At 61.4% G+C, this 17,422-nt stretch carries 13 protein-coding genes; all 13 read right to left on the bottom strand.

What is annotated here, in order from left to right:
• Positions 1-7: 7 nt before the first annotated feature.
• The gene (locus HRU82_17730) at positions 8-1,462 is read right to left on the bottom strand and encodes a mannose-1-phosphate guanylyltransferase/mannose-6-phosphate isomerase (protein ID QOJ36677.1); all 1,455 of its coding nucleotides are present in this window, start codon (positions 1,460-1,462) and stop codon (positions 8-10) included.
• A 35-nt stretch (positions 1,463-1,497) separates the two neighbouring features.
• Positions 1,498-1,959 carry an HAD hydrolase family protein gene (locus tag HRU82_17725; protein QOJ37256.1) on the bottom strand — a complete coding sequence of 154 codons (462 nt, stop codon included), beginning with the start codon at positions 1,957-1,959 and terminating at the stop codon, positions 1,498-1,500.
• 162 nt (positions 1,960-2,121) lie between these two features.
• Positions 2,122-3,519 (bottom strand): undecaprenyl-phosphate glucose phosphotransferase, encoded by a 1,398-nt coding sequence (locus HRU82_17720; GenBank protein ID QOJ36676.1) that lies wholly within the window; start codon positions 3,517-3,519, stop codon positions 2,122-2,124.
• Positions 3,520-3,531: 12 nt separating this feature from the next.
• Positions 3,532-4,707: a glycosyltransferase gene (locus HRU82_17715; protein ID QOJ36675.1), complete on the bottom strand. Its 1,176-nt coding sequence runs from the start codon at positions 4,705-4,707 to the stop codon at positions 3,532-3,534.
• Positions 4,698-6,056, bottom strand: coding sequence for a hypothetical protein (locus HRU82_17710; GenBank protein ID QOJ36674.1), 1,359 nt, complete (start codon positions 6,054-6,056; stop codon positions 4,698-4,700). Before HRU82_17710 ends, HRU82_17715 begins: the two co-directional genes overlap by 10 nt.
• Positions 6,053-8,671, bottom strand: coding sequence for a glycosyltransferase (locus tag HRU82_17705; protein QOJ36673.1), 2,619 nt, complete (start codon positions 8,669-8,671; stop codon positions 6,053-6,055). Before HRU82_17705 ends, HRU82_17710 begins: the two co-directional genes overlap by 4 nt.
• 45 nt (positions 8,672-8,716) lie before the next feature.
• On the bottom strand, positions 8,717-9,934 hold the full coding sequence (locus HRU82_17700; GenBank protein ID QOJ36672.1) for a glycosyltransferase family 4 protein: 1,218 nt from the start codon (positions 9,932-9,934) through the stop codon (positions 8,717-8,719).
• A 35-nt stretch (positions 9,935-9,969) separates the two neighbouring features.
• Positions 9,970-11,139 carry a glycosyltransferase gene (locus tag HRU82_17695; GenBank protein ID QOJ36671.1) on the bottom strand — a complete coding sequence of 390 codons (1,170 nt, stop codon included), beginning with the start codon at positions 11,137-11,139 and terminating at the stop codon, positions 9,970-9,972.
• Positions 11,140-11,182: 43 nt separating this feature from the next.
• Positions 11,183-11,974, bottom strand: coding sequence for a class I SAM-dependent methyltransferase (locus tag HRU82_17690; protein ID QOJ36670.1), 792 nt, complete (start codon positions 11,972-11,974; stop codon positions 11,183-11,185).
• 81 nt (positions 11,975-12,055) lie between these two features.
• A complete protein-coding gene (locus tag HRU82_17685; protein ID QOJ36669.1) occupies positions 12,056-13,357 on the bottom strand; it encodes a hypothetical protein in 1,302 nt (433 codons plus the stop codon).
• Complete coding sequence (locus tag HRU82_17680; protein QOJ36668.1) at positions 13,354-14,190, bottom strand: class I SAM-dependent methyltransferase; 837 nt, start codon at positions 14,188-14,190, stop codon at positions 13,354-13,356. Before HRU82_17680 ends, HRU82_17685 begins: the two co-directional genes overlap by 4 nt.
• Positions 14,180-15,415, bottom strand: a complete 1,236-nt coding sequence (locus HRU82_17675) for a glycosyltransferase (GenBank protein QOJ36667.1) — start codon at positions 15,413-15,415, stop codon at positions 14,180-14,182. The genes HRU82_17680 and HRU82_17675 overlap by 11 nt, the downstream gene beginning before the upstream one ends.
• 21 nt (positions 15,416-15,436) lie before the next feature.
• Positions 15,437-17,389 (bottom strand): asparagine synthase (glutamine-hydrolyzing), encoded by a 1,953-nt coding sequence (gene asnB, locus HRU82_17670; protein ID QOJ36666.1) that lies wholly within the window; start codon positions 17,387-17,389, stop codon positions 15,437-15,439.
• Between the last annotated feature and the right edge of the window lie 33 nt (positions 17,390-17,422).

Genomic DNA, 17,422 nt, shown 5'->3' with positions numbered 1-17,422 from the left:
CGAACTCCTACCTTACTCGGTTGAGCCGCCCATAGTCGTCCTGAAACCGCACGATATCATCTTCACCAAGGTAGGGCCCGTTTTGCACCTCGATGATGTGCAAGGTTTCCGTACCGGGATTTTCCAGCCGATGCGGCGTCTCGACGGGAATCGCGATGCTCTGCCCGACGCGCAGATCCAATAGGTCGTCGCCTCTGATCACGCGAGCCGCCCCCGCGATCACCACCCAATGCTCGCTTCGCTTATGGTGCAGTTGCAGCGACAACCGCCCGCCGGGATTCACCGTCACGCGCTTCACCTTGTAGCCGGGCCCCTCTTCCAACACAGTGTACGCACCCCAAGGTCGGAAGACCGTCACATGTTCCAGATGTTCGGGCGCCCCCTGCTGTTTCAGAATCTCCACCATCCGCTTGACGTCCTGCGAGCGGGACTTCGGGCAGACCAGCGTGGCATCCGGGGTGTCCACCACGACCATATCCGAGAGGCCGATCGTCGCCACCACCCGGCGATCGGCATAGAGCACCGAGTTCGAACTGTCCAAGTCGATGACTCGGCCGCTGACCACGTTGCCGGCCTTGTCCTTGGAAGCCACCTCTTCCAAACTACTCCAGTTGCCGACATCGGACCAACCGAAAGCCACGGGGATCATGGCGGCCTTGGACGATTGTTCCATCACGCCGTTGTCGATCGAGACGGACGGCACTTTTTTGTAGGCGGCTTCGATGAGACCCGGTTCGGCACCGGATACCACGAGGGCCTCGACCTTCCGCATCGCCTTGGCCAAGAGCGGCTGGTGCCGGGCGATTTCTTCACGAATGGTCGCGGCTTTCCAGAGAAACATCCCGCTGTTCCAGAAATAGTTCCCGCCACGCAGATACTGCATCGCCTTGGTTCGATCTGGCTTTTCGACGAAGCGCGCGACCGGATGTCCGACCAACCGCCCCTTCTTGGCCAACGTCGTCCGACGGTTCGGTTGGATGTACCCATACCCCGTCTCGGGCCTGATCGGCTTGATCCCGAACGTCACCAGATGCCCTTGCAGGGCAAGGGTCATCCCCAGCGACACCGCATCCTGGAAGGCCTTCTCCCCCGTCACCACATGGTCGGCCGGCAGGACGAGCATCAACGCATCGGGATCTCGACGTAGGAGTTCCGCCGCCACCAGCGCAATGGCCGGCGCCGTATTCCGCCCCACCGGCTCGATGACATAGTTGTCTTTCAGATCGGATTTCCATTCTCCCAGTTGGACACGAATGGAATCGGCCTGCCCGGGATTCGTTGAGATCATCACGTGCCGAGGATCCGCACAGCCCAATACCCGTCGTACCGTCTGCTGAATGAGCGTTTCGTCGCCGATGATGCGCAACAACTGCTTGGGATACAGATGCCGGCTCAAGGGCCAGAATCGCGTTCCGCTGCCGCCGGCCAAAATCACTGGGTAGAGATGGTCATGCCTGCTCATGCAATCGTGCTCACTTTCCGTCGGGGAGGTTCCGCTCATCCCCGCTGCCGGGCGGCCAGGATGAGATCGGCCACTTCCCGCACGGCTCCCTCTCCACCCTTCTTCTTACACACATACCGCACGGTTTTCAGGACAGGTACCGTAGCATCGGCCGGGGCGGCCGAAAATCCCGCCGCTGCCAAGGCCTGCAGGTCATTGACGTCGTCACCCATGTAGGCCACCTCGGTCATCGACAATCCATGCCGCGCAATCAGATCCTGCAACACGGCCAGTTTGTCGAATGCCCCTTGATGCACCTCGGGAATCGTCAGCTTCTGGGCACGACGCATGACGATCTTGGTGGACTCTTGGGTAATGATCGCCGTCAACAGGCCGGCCTTCTGCAACAACTTGATGCCCATACCGTCGCGCGTGTTGAACTTCTTCCATTCGTCGCCGGATTCCGCGTAGTACATCCCGGCGTCGGTCAAGACCCCGTCGACATCCGTGGCGAACAGACGAATGCCTCGCAGAATCCGTGGCAAGGAAGCACGTGAGCGGGATGGGGCGTGTCGACGACGACCTGTACTGGGCATGCGGCGGCTTTCGATTGAGCCCGATGTTAACAAGGCAACGGAGGAAACACAAGACAACTCGACCGCCGCTATCAGGAAAGACGCTTAGTAGGCATGTCGATGGATGAAGCCTCTCCACAGGGTCAGCCACATGATCTTGATGTCGAACCACATCGACCAATGCTCGATGTAATAGAGGTCGTGCTCGATGCGCCGCTCCAGCGAGGTATTGCCTCGCCAGCCGTTGACCTGCGCCCAACCGGTAATGCCGGCCTTCATCTTGTGGCGCAACATGTATTGCGGCAAGGTCTCCCGAAACCGAGCGATGAATTCAGGCCGCTCCGGCCTGGGGCCCACGATGCTCATCTCTCCCCGCAAGACATTCCAAAACTGCGGCAGCTCATCGAGGCTGGTGCGACGCAAAAACGCCCCGATGGGGGTGCGTCGATCGTCATTGGGTTGCGTCCACACCGGTCCGGTTTCCGATTCCGCATCGACCTTCATGGAGCGAAACTTCAACATCTCAAACGCCTGACCGTCCAAACCCATGCGCAACTGCCGAAAGAAAATCGGCCCAGGAGACGTCAGCTTCACCAGCGCCGCGACGCCCAGTAGGACCGGCGAAAACAACAGCAGGGCCGCAGTCGCGCCGACGACGTCCATGGCCCGCTTGATCACGAGGTTCCAGCCGTGCAACGGCGACCCCTGGAGCGTGATCAGGGGCAACCCTTCGAAGATCTCGGCCTCCGCCCGCAGACTCACGAACTCGCAGATCGCGGGAAGGGCCTTCACCTCCACCATCGTATTGGACAGCACGGCAAACATCTTTTCGGCCCAGGGCTCATCCTCAGGAGGCAGGCAGACGAATACGATGTCGATGCCCGATTGCACCCGGTCCAGCAAGTCGTCGTACCGGCCGAGAACGGGCACGTTGTTGATTCGATCTCCCACGACCCGCGACGCGGAACTCAGATACCCATGCACCTTCACGCCCAGCTCCGGATGCCGCGCCAATGCATCCACTACGCGACGGCCGAGCCGCCCAGCCCCGACGACCAACGCATGCCGCTGGTTATAGCCTTGGCGCCGCAGAAAACGCAGCGCCTCCCTGAAGAGCACGCGGGAAAATCCCAGGGCGAGGAGATTGAGCAGCCAGAAGTAGAGGAGGACCAACCGTGAGTATTCGTACTGGCGGATAAAAAACGTCAGCGCGACGAGGATCAACACGGACAGGGTATTGGCCTTGGCTACATCCAGGAACTCGGCGAGGTGCGTCCCCATGCGCCGCGGACGATAGAGGTCGAAGGCTTGGAAGGAAATCCCCCAGACCCCCACGATGGGGATGAGCAGCCAGAGGTACATGGGCAGGGGCGGAACCCCCTTGGGCGCCGCCGCGAGATCAGAAAACCGCAGGTAATAGGCGCCGACCCAACAGGCGCAGATCAATCCCAGATCGAATAGAAAGAGCACGCTCTTGAGAAATTGCGAGTGTCGTTTGAGCATTGATCGTCGCAGTCAATCCGTTCCCGCTACCACTGCCCGAGCCAGTTCACTCAGCCGCGCCTTGAACACTGTTCGATCAAAACCCGCGACGTATGCTCGGATGGCGGATGAATCAAACTCCGCACGGTGTCGCTCGAACGTCTCGATCGCTTCCGCAACCGCAGCCACTGTTTGAGCGTCAAAGAAGATTCCGGTGGGAGGCTGAGGAGACCGATCTCCTGCTGGTCTTACGCGCAGAGTTCCCTTCTCTCCGACCATGGGTGCCACCAACGGCACGACCGTTTCCAGCACACCGCCCCGGCCGAACGCAATCACTGGCTTGCCGCATGCCATCGCTTCAAGAGGGACGATACCAAAATCCTCCTCGCCCGGGAAGAGCAGTGCCCGACAACGCATGTAGTGTTCCCGCACCACCTCGTCCGGCTGCCAACCGAGAAATTCCACCGTCGGACCGGCCAACTTCCGCAATCTCACTTCTTCCTGTCCTTTCCCGATGATCTTCAATCGCCGTTTCATACCATTGCATGCCTGAATGGCCAGATCAATCCGCTTGTACGGAGCGAAGGCCGTCACCATCAAATAAAAATCTTCCGCACGATCCGAGGCCCGAAAGGCCTGCCAATCCACGGGCGGATGGAGCACGGAGGCGGGGCGACCATAGTATCGCTGAACCTTCTTGGCGATATTCAGGGAGTTGGCCACGAACTGATCCACCCGTGCAGCAGAGGCTACGTCCCAAGCCTGCAGACGGGCTCGAAACAGCCCCATGCCCACCCGTGCCACCAGACCGGATTGTCCGCCGCCCGCATAGCTCTCGAACTGGTCCCATACGTAGCGCATCGGCGCGTGGATATAACAGAGGTGCCGCGCCCCCCGCGGGGGCCGAATGCCCTTGGCCACACAATGGCTCGAACTCAGCACCAGGTCATAGGAAGTAAGACGGAGGCTCTCGATCGCCATAGGAAACAGCGGCAGGTAATAGCGATAGGCCTTGCCGGCGAAGGGCAGCGACTGAATGAAGCTCGTGTGGATGCGGTGGCGTTCGATAGCGGGCGCCACGCTCCCCTTGATGTACAGCAGGGTATAGAGGTCCGCCTCGGGAAACACCTCACAAAAGGCTTCGAGACAGCGTTCCCCGCCACGCATGCCGGTCAGCCAATCATGGACAATGGCGACTTTCACTGACATTGTCCGGAGCCAGCCACCTCTCGCGACACCCAATGACCGTCTCCGGCGAGTATCGGTTCAAGCCCCCCCTCTCCACATCTTTGCTGCGCGGCGCGAAAGAAGGACAACAGCAGCAGCAATGCCATGGCTTCCAGCACCACTGCCGCGACAATGGGACCCCAGATGCCCAGAGACCAAATCAAGAACGGAATCGACATCAATCCGGCCACGGCCGACAGGAGGTTGACGGCGCAGACGTCTCGTTCACGACGCATGGCAATCAAGCCTAGCAGAACTGGCCGCTTCAACGAGCTCAAGCCGATCGCGACCGTCGCCCATCGCAACAGTCCGAAACTGGTTTGCAGATCCTGAGACCATCCACCCTGTTGCTCCAACAACCGGCTGCCAACCCAAACGGCAGTGCCGCCGACGGCCATGACGAGACCCGTTACCCAACTCGCTCGCACAACATGATGGCGCAACAGTCCACTACCCTGCGTGGCAGCTTCTTCCGCATAGGACTTCAGCAAGAGTTTGGACAGCGACGCCCAAGCCAGCTCCACGACGGCGGTCGTACGCTGGATCAATCCATACAGCCCCACGGCAGCCTCACCTAGCAAGATGCCCAAAAGAATGAGGGGTGCCCGTACATCGACCACGATTGCAAGCTGGTTCATCCCCAGCCACCGCGCTGCACGCCAAGTGGTGAAGTACCCCCCTCTCGATCCGGGGAAGTCCGCCAACATTCGGTATGTCTTCCATAAATATCCGGACACAACCAGAAGACCGGCGAAACTCCCGATCCGCAAGGCTGCATGAATGGCCTCCGCCCCTGATGGGGCGCCTACGATGAAGGCGTATCCTACCGGCGCCGCGTACATAACCGTCCCCACGAACACACGCATCCACGCCACAAGACCATACCGATAAGAGAGAAACCCCACCGCCTCGCCGGCTTCGGCGAACGCATGGAGATTCGCCATGACGAAACCAATCACCATCATCAGGGGAAACGATCGACTCCAGAATCCCCCTATCAACAACACAAAGGCGGCGACCTGGATGAGCAACAACCCAAGCTTGACGAGCAGTACCCTCAAAAATATCTGTCTCGTGAGCGCATCGGAACCGGAGCCCAGCCGAAGCCAATGTTGATTGATGCCGAAATCGGTCGCGCCCCCTATCAAGGCTCCAATCGCAGCCCCAAATAGATAGGATCCCAGGAGAGCAAACGAGACATACCCAAGGTAAGCGATCAAGGCATATCGGCAGCCCTGCACAAAGGCATCCGATGCCACCAACGGCACGACGGTTTTTCCAAGCCTCGCGCCGATCTCCTCCAGAGGGGTTCGGGCCAAAAGCCCTTTCACACTGACACCTCCCGGCCAAGGACTTCGCCATAGACCCCATCCATATCGCTCAACATCCGTGGGAGCATGAATCGCTCGCGAAGCACTGAGCGACCTCGCTCAGTGAGGGCCTTCCGCATCGACGCGTCTCGTGCCAGAGTAACCTGAGCCTGTGCGGCTGCAGCAGCGTCATTCGGTTTGAACAAGAGCCCCCACCCATCTAACACATCATGGTTGCCTACCACGTCGCTCGCGGCAATGGCGACGCCCTGCGCCATGACTTCGAGCAGGGCCAAAGGCAACCCCTCCCATCGTGAAGTCGATACGTACAAGTCAAATGCATTTGCGAGATGGCGGGCATCCGGCCGTCCTCCGGCAAATCGGATCCTCTCGGTCATTCCGGCTTGCGCCGCCTGCCTCCGATACCGTTCGAGATCACCCGATTCTCCGTCGCCGATCACCACCCAAACCACTTGGGAAATGGCCGCCGCGACCGTCGGCATCGACTCGATGAGCAGGTCCAATCCTTTCTGATGATGTAAACGGCCAATCCAGCCGATGACGAACTGCCCGGGCGACAACCCCAATTCCTGTCGTATGGTCCCTCGCTCCGGCTTACGCCCCTCGCCTATTGAGGGATCATCGATCAGGCCGGACAGCACGACGTGCGAACCTCGGACCGGCAGCTTCAGTTGTTGCGCAATCGCCTGCTCCCCCTGCGACACATACACAACCGTATCAAAGACCAGCCGAAACGCATACTCCATACACCAGGCTATGAGAAACGACGCCCCGCGGGTATAGGCATAGTGCGGGCCATGCGGAGTATACAGAACAGGAACTCGAATGAGCAGTTTGACCCAGACCGCGAAAAACGCCGCACCTCGGCCATGCACATGCATGGGGGCCGGCGCACGCAAAATCGCGGCGGACAGCTTCAAAATGGACAGCACGCGTGGGTGTCGCATAGGCATGACCGTGACCCGCGCACCCAACTCGCGCCAGAGATCCACATGGGGTTTCTCATCGGAGCAGAAGATCCGAATCTGCTTTCCCTGCCGGAGCTGGTGCCGCACCAGAGCCGTGACGTAGGCCGGGCCTCCACCGACTCCAGCCGTCGCAGTCAGGTGGACGATGTGTCGAGGTAGCCAAGATCGCAACGCGGCACCGCACAGCCCGAGCGCCAATCCAAAAAACAGAGTCCAATGCAAGAGAAGGTTGTCGGTCAGGAGTTCCTCCCCCCCGAAACTAACCAAAAGGAGGGGAGGCCACAAGGCCAACAACATCCACCCCAACCCCAACAGCGCAATCGAATTCACACTCCTCACGGGGATCAGGACACAGGTGACCGCAACCCACAACAACCAGAGCAACGCCAGAAGCAACGGGGAAAGTGGTCCGATCCCGCCCTTGATCGCCAAATCGAGGTACAGATTGTGCGCGGTTTGAAATTCTCTGTTGTACCCTTCATAGGGAAGACCGGCGACCTCTTCGACGAATCTCCGACGGTCGTACCCGATCCCCGTGAGTAGACTCAGAGGGTGATCCGCGAGATACCGCATGGACTTTCCCCACAACCATACCCGAGTTTGCACATTGCGGACCGCCGCTCGAACCGTGCTCCCCTGCGTAAAATCCGGAGTCCGTCGGCCCTCGACCGTAGCTTGGAGTTCCAGGGGACTGTGCAAGGTCTCATGCATCCGGTCGAGTGTGGCCAGTTGCGGAAAGATCGTATACGGTAACAGCGCAAGACCGAGCGGCACCGCCAAGACCAACGCAGCCATGCCGAAACGTCGTCGCAAAGGCAAGGCTTCGCTGGGATTCACCACCAACAGCGCCAGAATCATGAACAGGGCGCCAGCCAACAGCGCCAGACTCGACCGTGATCCACTCATGAAGACGACGAGCACCGACAGCGGGCACAGCAGGACCGCTTGCACCGCCGCATAGATCGGTGGCACGACTCCGTTCCAGCCACGAAAGATCCCCAGACTGAGACTGAAGGCCAACACGAGAACCAGATACATTCCATAGGCCCCGTGACTCATCGTATCCGCCCTAACCGTCAACCCCTCGCTCGACAGGACTTCTCCCAGCATACCCATGGCGAAGTAGGTGGTCCGCTCGTCCACATAGGCGTTGAAGTATCGCCCGGCCAGGGCCTGCATAAACCGAATAAGGGAGTACCCGATCGTCGCGAGGGCGGCGAGGGGCACCACCCAACTCACGAGCCTGAGGGCATGAACACCGGTCCGAATCACCAGCAATGTCGCGAACGGGAGGGGAGCCAGGTACAGGATCCATTTAATCAACAGCAGCCACCCAACCGATTGAACCGAGTTCAGGCGGATCCCGTTCAGGACCAAAGATCCCGCTAAGCTAATAATCACTAGGGCAAACAGCCCAATCGGAATGTTCCACGCTTGCCACTCGGCAACATAGCGACCATTCCGAATCGATCCCAATGTCCCTCGAATGACCCAGGCAGTCCACATCCATGCCACTGCCAACAGCGGCACGAATGGATGAACCACCAGACTGTCGGCCAGACGAACTTTGAACACGATGGGAGAGAGAAGTAGGAGGACAAGCACCCCCAATCCCACTCGATCGATGCCAGCTCTGTGCCTGGTCACTGTCTTCATCGTTGCCCAGAGGTAGCCAGCCCAACGAAGCGCCGGTTAGCTCTCGTTTAAAACTAGCTCGTACACGCGTTTGAGAGCGCGAATATGATTCGTCATTGATCGCGGGTGCTTCCAATAGCGGTCATAGGCCGCTGCCCCCAAGCGCCGCACGAGGCGGTCGTCCTGGAGCCGCGCCATAGCGGCTTGCAGAGACTGCTCGTCGCCGCTTCGAAAATAGAGGCCGGTGTCGCCGTCGCTCACAAGGTCTCGAGCCGCACAGGAGTCGGCCACGATAGCAGGGATGCCCAACGCCGCAGCTTCGAGCACCACAAGACCTTCCGTTTCATACCATAAGGAGGGAAAGACGAGTGCCCGAGCACCCGCAAGTTCTTTCATGGCCTGATCGTGCGGGACCCAGCCGGTGACGGTGGCCCGCGGAGCCATTCGCTTGATATCAGCCAAGCTCTCCCCTCCTCCGACAAATCGCACATCCCAATCAGTCCTCGCCGCCACGCGTGCGAGAAGGTGCGGGCCCTTTTCCCGTGACATTCTCCCGACCATCACGTAGGCGGTCCTCTCGTGAGGAGAAGTTGCAACGCCACGCGGCACGGAGATCATGTTTGGAACGTGATGTATTCTGGTCGCGGGTGACAGGCACGGGTTGAGGATCCGACGGCTGAATTCCGACACGACAATGACATGTCGAATTCCGTCCGGCACAAGTCCCCACTGTTTCTGAACGACTTGTCGCGCGACGCGCCACAGCTTGTGCGTATAGCCTCGCCGATCGCATCCTTCGCGAATGCAAGAGAAGGACATCGGCCTCAGCGGGCAAATTTCATCGTGGGGGTGATTATAAAAACCGCCGTTGGGGCAGACGGAAACATAGTCGTGCAAGGTGCAGACGACCTTCGCGCCCATCGCCAACGCCGTTCGAATAACGCTCGATGAGAGCACTTTGTCCCATCCATGAACATGAATGATCGTCCGGCCCAGATCCACAGACTGGAGTACCTGCGCCATCATTCGCGCAGCCTTGATGTTCCAGATCCCCTGGGTGATGGCCCGTGTCCGCTTTGGGTCCTCTCCAATGGCCTGTTGATCGGTACAGACCACGGTGATGGCGCTTGAGCCGATACGGGGATCGACGGGACCGGCTCCGGCAAACAATGTCACGGCGTCTCCCTGTTGTGCCAACCTGATCGCACTCGAGAGGGCGACGGACGCGTTACCGCCGTTCACATAGGCAAAATCGCTGACCACGACGATATTCACGGACGCTCCGTCGGTCGTATTCTTTTGGCACATCCCTACCCGGCCTGCAACCCGAGCTGGGCAAGGATGGTTGCCACCCGCACACCCCAGTCATGTGACGCTGCATAGGTCTGCAGCTTGGCCTCCTCAGGGCGATGCGAGATCGCCTCCTCGATCGCGGACACGAAGGCTTCAGTTCCGCAACATAGCCGGGCCGGACTGTCGAGATAGGTCAGTTCCTCCCATTCCACCGCCACGACGGGCAGGCCGCAGGCCGCATACTCGTAGAGTTTCAGGGGGTGGATGCTGCGGACCAGCTCGGCATGGTGGACGGCGTCGAACGGGATCAACCCGACATCCGCATGGTGGAGATACCGCGGCAGCTCGCCGTAAGGACGCGGGCCCAGGAGATGGAGATTGGCCCGGCCGCGCAACCGTTGTCGAGCCAACCCATCCGGCCCGATCAATACGAAGGACACCTTCGGCAATCGCGCCGCCGCCTCGTCAAGCAAGCGATAATCGAACCAGACATCCATGGCGCCGACATAAATGGCGATCGGGCGTGGGATCGTAGCGTACTCCGGCGGCACTGTCCGATCCCCCTCGGCGAAATGCGCATAGTTCACCGCATTGGGCAAATAGGCCATAGATCGCGGCTCCAGAGTCTTGACGTATCCCTCCAAGCTCCTGGCGCTATACACCACGTGGTCGACGGAGCGCGCGAGACGGCGTTCGAGTTCCAGAGCGACAGGAGTCGCCTTCTCGAAACCTGCCAGACAATCGGTCACGCGGTAGAACGCCTTGCGCCGGACGATACCGTCCAACCACCCGACATGCGCGACGCTGTCGCAGTACAGGAGATCTACGTCGTCGAACCCTCGCTGACGCAGCACCTCCATCAAACGCGGCCTCGTCATCTTGGGCCACTGCTCACCGACCCACCGACTGTTCAGCAGCGGTTTGTTGTGCGGCGTCAGGAGCGCCCCAGGCACGTAGGTCCAGACGAGACCGTCGCAATCGTGCGCACCTCCATGGCGATAGAGGTCGAACCGTTCCCGAACGTCGCGGACCTGCCCGCCCAGCAGGTGCCAGGGTGAAATCGGATCCGACACGAATCCGACCTCCCACCCGGCCCGCGCAAACCCGCGCGCCAAGTGGTGGCTTCCGACCTGAAAGGGAGACCGCCAATAGTTGGCGCTGGCCATGAGCAGCCGTCGTCGCTTCATTCGCTTCCTGTCTGGGGCCGGACGTCGGTGGTCGGGATCGATGTTATCGTCTTGCCCGCACTGCGATGAACCAGCCCCAACTCGTCGGGAACCACCGGTGCATCCAGCGTGGAAACCAGTTGTAGTCATACGGCGTGAGCAACTGCGTGGTGTCGCACGAGGAAAATTCCGACCACAGGGCCTGCAGTTCCGGAATCGTATAGGCCTTGGTCCCCGGACTTTCCATATGGTGCGCCAGCAGGTCCGACCAGGAACGCCAGGGCCGTCCCTTCAAGAGGGCATGTTTCACCCACAGCTTGAAGACCACCAAGGAGCGCCGGGCGTAGAGCATGCCGATGAAGAGGCCGTTCGGCTTGAGCACCCGTCTGATTTCACGCACGATCCGCTCGGGATGCGCCGAATGGTGAATGACGCCCCAGGAATAGACCACGTCGAACGAGCCGTCGGGAAACGGCAACGTTTCGGCGTCCATGCGGCGAAGATCGGAACGCAACCCGTGCAAGGCCAAGTGCGCGCGCGTCGTCTCGATCGCCCGTTGGGTCAAATCCACTCCGTGGCAGACGGCTCCCGCACGGGCCCATTGCAGATGGTCGGTCCCGGCTCCGACCCCGACCTCCAACAGCTGCTTGCCGCGATGGGCCGGGAAATCGGCAATCGTATGGATAAAGGGTTCCATAGCGTAGCGGTGCTGCTCCACGCGCGCAAACCATTCAGGACTCAGCTCCGGCAGGTCGCCCACGACGGACTCGTAGGTGCCGCAGGCTTCCTGATCCCAATATTGCCGCACGTCTTCGTTCGGTGAGGTCTCCGCCGAAACCCCCTGCCCCTTGTGCATGCCCGCGGATCTCCTCTCCCTGGTGCTCGTCGTCGCCATGCCGACGACTGCTCGCAGCTCCTCTCCCATCTCCCGATTCGTCTATGAGGACCGAGCGGCGGCCCGCAGACTTTCCCAAAAGGCGTGACGCACCTGGGCTGCATCATGCCGAACCAGCGCGACCGTCTGGGCCCTGCGCCCCAACCGCTCACGAAGCGCGACATCCTCCATCAGGAGCGTCAACGCCGCCTGTACTGCTTCTTCCCCCTGGGACGACAGCACATACCCCCAGCCCTCTCGATCCGCATAACGCGCGGTCGCGACGTCGGCGGGAGCATACACTAAAACCGGTGTGGCGGACATCATGTAGGCCGGCGCCTTCGTCGGCAGCGAAAACCGGATGTAGCGAGCGCTCCGCTCGTCGAAGTTGTACGGCAACAGCAACAGATCGGCCTCGGCCAACATACGCGGCACGAGGGCCGGGTCAGGCGGGCCCTCGATCAGCAGGGCCTCCGACGGCGCCGCCAGCGCGCGCAAATAGTCCGCATCGGCCTTCGGCGCATGGACCCGCAACTGGACTCTCCGTCCGGACTTCCAGAGCCCAACTACCGCCTGGGCGATGTCCTTCAAGCTGTCCTTCTGGCCGTCCGGCAGGATCGAACCGACATAGCGGACCACGAACGGCCTGCCGGCGCCCCAGTCGGTGCGCGCATGCGGCAGCCACTGAGCCGGGTCGAGGGCGTTCTGAAAGGCGGTGAACTCGTATCCGTACCGGCGGCGATACTCCTCGCACATCTCCTCGCAGATGGCCAGGCGGACGCGCGCTTCCCGCAACGCCCCGGCGAGTTCACGCCGAACCATCGGACCGACGATCGGCCCCAGGAGGCCTCGGCGATGCAGGACCGCCGGCCAGTCGTCCATCATGTGCACGACGGTCGGCACATGGAAACGAGCGGCCAGGGACCGTAGGAGGGTGATTTGCTCCAGCGAACCGAGAAACCCATAGAGCACCGTCGGCTGAAACCGCTCCACCCATTCGATGAGCTGCGGCGTCAGCTGGGCCCGTTTCGGCGCCCCATCACCCAACAGCCGCTTCACTACGCTGAGCCAGCCTCCGGCAGACGAAGCCCCCTCCGTAGCCCCCATCGCGAGGCCCTGTTGTTTTTTTTGCCCGTACCACCCCTGCACGAGCGAGAACGGCCCGACCCAGCGAATCTCCTCGTGGGTCAGCCGATAACATCTCTGGCAGACAGTCCGGTCCTCGGGCAGGGCATCCTCATGCACGTTCGCCAGATGGTCTGACGGCCAACCACGGAACAGATTGGTGAGGGTAATCCCTCCGCCGGTAATGAGGTTGAAGTTATTGGCCGTGACGACCAGCACCCGCGGGAATTCCTCGCTCATTCGACACCGGCTTCCAGGAAAAACATCCAATCAGCCGCCCACGCGAAAGGCAGCAGATCAGCCAGGCGATTGTTCATTCGGTACAGCGCCTGCTCGAACGGCAGCGCGCGAAAGAGCAGATCCACGTAAGGACCGCAGCACAGCGTGCGGGCCCGCCGATCCAGAATCCGAAATCCGCTCTCGGCAAAGATCGTTTCCAAGCGACCAAGTCGAAAAAACTGCACGTGCGTGGAATCCATGTTCAAATACCCGATGGACGGATCCGCAGTGACGCTTCCTGTGGAATCCGGTCGCGCCTGGCCGTTGGTCTTCGCACCCAACAGCGGGCTGGCAGCCCGACGCAGGAGTCCGTGCAGCCCGATGCGATTCAAGCCCTTCTGGAGGCTCATCAACCATTCGAACGATCCGTACCCGTTGGGCGTGGTAATGATGAGCCCGCCGCCGGGACGGAGCAGACGCCGGACCGCTTGCAGAAACTCCCGCGGGTCATGCAGGTGTTCCAAGACCTCTGAGCAGACGATCAGGTCGAACGTCATCGCTTCTCGAACCAGGTCCCCGATGTCCGCCCGACGGAAAGACAGATTGGGCAATGGATAGGTGCGGCTTGCCTGCCGGATGGACGCCTCATGGCAATCCACCCCCAGCACCCGGTGCGATCGACAGGCCAGCGGATGGGTCACATGGTCGCCGGTGCCGCAGCCGTAATCCAAGATGGAGAGCGAGGTCTGCCTCAGGCGCGCCACGACCCGGTCCGTCCAAGCTTCGATAGTCCGGAGCCGCTTGACGATCCCGTAGGGCGTTTCAGGAAACGGTTCGGGTGACCTACCGACCACAGGCCACCGCTTGATAGAGTTGTTCGAACCGCGTTGTCTGCAGCTCCATGTCGTATTCGGTTTCCGCAATTTCCCGGCATCGCCGGCTGAGGCGGTGTCGGAGATCGTCGTCGTCCAACAGCGATCGCATTCCTTCCGCCAGGTCATCCGCATCCTTGTGGCGCGCGAGATACCCGGTCTCCATCGGGCGCACGGCCTCGCCCACCCCGCCCACCTCAAACGCAACCACCGGCGTCCCACAGGCAAGGCTCTCCAGCACCCCGTTAGGCAGGTTATCCGCCAAAGCCGGATGCACGAAGACATCCGCCGCCGAATAGAGCAGGGCCAAGAGATGATCGTCCTTCACCAAGTCGATCGCCGTCACCGGGACAGGCATGGCCTGCTCCCAATCCCGCGCCCGTTGCCCGACGACCAGGAGGCGAAAGGGGCGGCGCGTCCGGCCCTTGAGCCGCTTCACAGCCTCAGCTACGAAGGTGCCGCCTTTGCGGTGAGCCTGGGTCTCCACGGAGCTGAACAGGACCACCGACTCATCCTGCGGCAGCCCCAACACCTCACGGGCGGCGGTCCGGCGGATCGGCCGAAACACCGACAGGTCCAGACCGTTGGGAATCACCTCCAACGGCCAATGGCCCACGAGAGGACTGTGGCGGGCCAAGCCCGCGATCCACCGCGACGGCGCCACCAGCGTGACCTTCGCGTCGGCGTAGATGCGCTGCTTGATCCGCCACAACAACGCCGTGCGGTCCGTTCGCAAGGCCGGCTCATCCTGCAACAGCGGGCAAGCGCCGCAACCGGTCTTCCAACGATCGCAGTCATAGGCATAACAGCAATGGCCGGTGAAGGGCCACATGTCGGAAAGGCGCCACACGAACGGCTTCTTGCGACTCGCCACACCGAACACCGCATGGCTCAGGTACCCGCCGTGGGTATTGTACAGCTGCACCAAGTCCGCCTCCCGGAACCAGGGATGCCGCAGCAGCCGCCAGGAGGAAGGTAAAAACAGGTATTGCAGGCTCAAGGCATCGGTCGCCCGCCGGGCCAGCCAATCCGCCGCCCGCCAAGGCATGGTCCCCCAGATCGGTCCTGCTTCGGGAGCACCGTGCACCAGGCCGGACACCAACATATGGGACGTGTGCCCCCGCCGCCGAAGGCTCGCGTGGATGCGATAGGCCGCTCGACCGGAGCCGCCCTGATTATATTCCGTGCTGAGATGCAGAATATTCATCGTCCGAGATCCACGCAAGCCCTAGGCGCAGAGATCCTGCCAGGTCATGCTGGGAGCCTCCGTTAGCTGCTGTTCGACATAGAGGCTGTGCCACAGCTGAAACATGAGGGCGGTCCAGACTTGCGGGTGATAGTCCGCTTGTCCCTCGACATGGGGACGGACGAATCGCGCGTGGAACTCCGGACGGAACAGCCCCTGCTCGGCCAGTCGCGCCGGATTCAACATCCGCTCGGCAAGCGGACGAAGCGGCCCACGCAGCCATTGCGCCGTCGGAATCACGAACCCACGCTTCGGCGCATGCACCAGGTCATCGGGCAACAAATCGCGCAGGGCCTGCCGCAGTAGATACTTCGGATCCTCCGGTTTCGTGCGGATGTGCGCCGGAATCCGCAGGACGGATTCCACGAACAGGTGATCGAGAAAGGGAACCCGCGCCTCCAACGAGTGGGCCATGGAAAACCGATCGGTCATGAACAGGAATTCTTCGGGCAGTTGCGTACGCAGGGCGACGTACGTCAAGGCGTCTCGCGGCTCCGCGCTGCCGGACTCTTGGTAGTAAGTCCGCAGACACTCTACGGTATCGGCGATCGGCCGTCCGTCCTCCGCCGGCAAGAGCACATCACGGCTCTTCATAGGTTCAGAACAATAATAAAACGCCTGCACGTAGTCCCAGCCGAACGGGTCACGGCGCACCAGCGGATAGTGGCGCCAGCGATCCTTGCGCCGGAGACCGCCGAGCCCATGCGGAAGTCGATCCACGAACGACGCCACCAGCGGCCAGCCACGCTCCATCCAGGAAGGGCAGGATGTGTCCCGTCCCTCTCCCAGGCGTCGTTCCAAGGCAATATACCGCCCGTAGTCGCCGAACAGCTCATCACCGCCGCTCCCCGTCATTCCAACCTTGACGTCCTGTTGCATGAACTGGAATACGTACCAGGAGGGGAGCCCGCCGCCGTAGGGTTCATCCAAGGCCCAGACCATCTTGAGAAGGTCTCGCAGCAGATCCTCGGGGCGCAGGATCAACTCATGGTGATCCGTCCCCCAACGCTCCGCCACCTGGCGCGCCAAGGGCAATTCATCCAGCGCCGCCGCCCCCTCTCCGACGAACCCCAGCGAATAGGTCTTGAGCCGGCGGTGGCCGCTGTCGGCCAGCAGCCCGACGATGCTCGACGAATCGAGTCCGCCCGACAGCGAGCAACCGATCGCCACATCGCTCAGGCTCCAGCGACGTACGGCGGCTCGGAGGTCGGTGCGGACCTGTTCGCTCCATTCCTGGACGGAGCGTCCCTCCTGAGGCGCAAAGGACGGCCGCCAGTAACACTGTGTTTCGAACGCGCCGCTGGTCAGGTCGTACCGAAACCAATGGCCTGGCGCGAGGCGAGCGACCCCTCGGACTATGGATGCCGTGCCCGGCACGAACCGCAGCGTGACGTAATGGGACAGGCTATCGCGGTTCAATTCGCGCCGTATGCCGGGCGCGGTGAGCAGGCCCTTCAGTTCCGACGCGAAGGCGAATCCGCTCGGTGTGAGCGCATAGTACAACGGTTTGATGCCGAGGCGATCGCGCGCGCCGAACAACAGCCGGCGCCGCTTGTCGTGCAGGACGAAGGCGAACATGCCGTTGAGATCCGCCAGCATGGCTTCCTGCTTCTCGTCGTACAGATGCAGCAGCGTTTCCGTGTCGGAGTTCGCGGTCGCGAAGCGGCGGCCGTCGCGCTCCAAGCGCCCACGCAACTCCGGCGAATTGAAGACCTCACCGTTGTAGACGATCCAGACCGACTCGTCTTGATTGGCCATCGGTTGGTGGCCGTGGGCTAAATCCAGGATGCTCAGCCGCCGCATGCCCAAACAGAGGCGGGCTGCAGGAGCGTCGTAATGGCCGCCGTCGTCCGGCCCGCGATGCACCAACGAGCCGGTCATGCGACGGACGGCCTCCGAGGCGCCGGGGCCGACCATGCCCGCTATGCCGCACAAGGCAGGAGCCTCCCGACACGATGCGTCGAGTCG

Origin of the sequence: Nitrospira sp. (genome assembly GCA_015709715.1) — a bacterium.
Classification (GTDB): Bacteria; Nitrospirota; Nitrospiria; order Nitrospirales; family Nitrospiraceae; genus Nitrospira_A.
This window is presented reverse-complemented; position numbering and strand designations above follow the sequence as displayed.

What these genes read in the sequence shown, in the direction of transcription:
- HRU82_17730 (QOJ36677.1), bottom strand. Translation starts at nt 1,462, where the DNA reads ATGAGCAGGCATGACCATCTCTACCCAGTGATTTTGGCCGGCGGCAGC.
- HRU82_17720 (QOJ36676.1), bottom strand. Translation starts at nt 3,519, where the DNA reads ATGCTCAAACGACACTCGCAATTTCTCAAGAGCGTGCTCTTTCTATTC.
- HRU82_17715 (QOJ36675.1), bottom strand. Translation starts at nt 4,707, where the DNA reads ATGTCAGTGAAAGTCGCCATTGTCCATGATTGGCTGACCGGCATGCGT.
- HRU82_17695 (QOJ36671.1), bottom strand. Translation starts at nt 11,139, where the DNA reads ATGAAGCGACGACGGCTGCTCATGGCCAGCGCCAACTATTGGCGGTCT.
- HRU82_17690 (QOJ36670.1), bottom strand. Translation starts at nt 11,974, where the DNA reads ATGCACAAGGGGCAGGGGGTTTCGGCGGAGACCTCACCGAACGAAGAC.
- HRU82_17685 (QOJ36669.1), bottom strand. Translation starts at nt 13,357, where the DNA reads ATGAGCGAGGAATTCCCGCGGGTGCTGGTCGTCACGGCCAATAACTTC.
- HRU82_17675 (QOJ36667.1), bottom strand. Translation starts at nt 15,415, where the DNA reads ATGAATATTCTGCATCTCAGCACGGAATATAATCAGGGCGGCTCCGGT.